The following is a 1,748-nucleotide window of genomic DNA, read 5'->3' on the forward strand; positions in this document are numbered from 1 at the left end:
AAGTCATGTGGTGATAAGTCAATGTAAATTGTAAATTTTATTTTTAATTAGTTTGTGTTAAAGCCAAAATTTGCGTGCATGAAACTAGGCCCTATTTCAAGGGTTTTTAATAACTATTATTTACTCCTCCAAAAATGTTTTAGACCAATTGATCACCTCGGTGTTTGATAGATTTGACCATTTTTGAGCAGAGTGAAAATGGTCCTAACTAGTTTTCTTGCACAAAGGACGCAAGCACGTTTATGCGGGGAATAGAAAGCTTCATCGTACTTCTTTTGATAGTACTTCCGAAAAACGGGATCTCTTAATCTAATTAGGTTGGCAGCTTCAACCAAATAATATCTTAGATAATGATTGCCGTTTTTGGTCATTGGCTTGTGTTCGCTGTCAAAATCACTAGACTGCTTTTGACGCCAAGCTAGGCCGGCGTATTTAGCCAGCTGAGCTTCAGTATCGAACCGATCAATACTACCAATTTCAGCGATGATGCCAGCAGAGTAAACTGGTCCAATTCCCGGAATAGACTGCAGTATTCTCTCTTCAGGGAGCGCTTGAACGATGTCTGTAATTGCTTTATCTAAATTTTTAATCAAATTCTGATTGGTTTTAATCTCGGTATAGTAAACAGATAATACTGCATCAATTGAGTCTTTCATGACTTTACCTAAACGATAGGATCCTCTGACGGCTTTCCTGATTGCTTTAGCTAAAGCTTCTGGATCAGAGAAGCGGCCGCGTCCCTTAGTCTGAAGGTAATCAATTAAATCCTCGATTGGCATCTCAGTGATTTCATCGATGGTTTTACTATCAGTCACAATAGACAGCATTGTTGCGCCAAAGATAGAAGTTTTAATATTTTCCTTGTCAACGGTAACCAGTTTGTTTAGACGATAGTAAAGGGCTTCAATGAAGTGCTGCTTAGCTCTGGCCAGGGAAGACGTGATTTCATATCTGGTTCTGGTTAGACGCTGGAGAGCTAAGTATTCCTCTTGTCGAGCGATAGTGACGTGATACTTGCCAAAGCGTAAGTATTCCGCGATGTAATAGGCATCAATAGGATCATTCTTATTTTCTTCGTAAACGTCATGAAATCGTTTAGTATTTTTGGGATTAACGACATCAGTTTCAAGATTAAGCTTTTGCAAGTCCTCATCATTGGCAAAGAAATAGGCTGGATGAAAGCTATAAATTGAAGTAGCCTCCATGCCGATAATTACCTTGTCATAGCTATTCTGTTTAGCAAGTTGGAGAATTAGCTTTTTGACCTTATTAGCGCCAGTCAGATCATTAGAAAAAGATTGGTTAAGCAAAGGTTTTTGATGATTTTCTGAGTCAGTAATAGCGACTTGCAAGTCTTTAGAACTGACGTCAATTCCTATAAAAAGTTTCATTGAGAATGGCCTCCTTTCTAACAAATATTTGGTCATAGATCGATCATCACATGTTAGCCCCTAATTACAGTTTCTAAGACAGTCTCGCAAAATATAAGTATTCACAGGTTCAAGCTAAAAAGCTGCGACTGAAACTGCTCTGAATCAGTAATAGCCAGAATCAATACAGCATGTGAGTAAGTCATTAGCAAAACTGCTTGGGCGGCAGACTTACAAAGTAGTCAAGCTACAGGAGGTGAAAACCTATACCAATTGACCAAGGTCAATGACAATTAGAGACTAGCATCTGATGATCGAATAAACAAACTAAAAAGACAATCAACACAGATTTAATTTATATAATACGAGGAGGTGAAA

1 protein-coding gene is annotated in these 1,748 nt (G+C 38.1%); it reads right to left on the bottom strand.

Annotated features, from left to right (window positions below; translation table 11 throughout):
• Positions 1 to 152 precede the first annotated feature (152 nt).
• Positions 153 to 1,391, bottom strand: a complete 1,239-nt coding sequence (locus CP366_RS10295) for an IS110 family transposase (protein WP_089148016.1) — start codon at positions 1,389 to 1,391, stop codon at positions 153 to 155.
• Positions 1,392 to 1,748: the final 357 nt, after the last annotated feature.

This window comes from Lactobacillus sp. UMNPBX15, from assembly GCF_002553785.1.
GTDB classification, from domain to species: Bacteria; Bacillota; Bacilli; order Lactobacillales; family Lactobacillaceae; genus Lactobacillus; species Lactobacillus crispatus.

Bases quoted from the DNA above. Each gene is read 5' to 3' on its own strand.
- CP366_RS10295 (WP_089148016.1), bottom strand. From the start codon at position 1,391: ATGAAACTTTTTATAGGAATTGACGTCAGTTCTAAAGACTTGCAAGTC.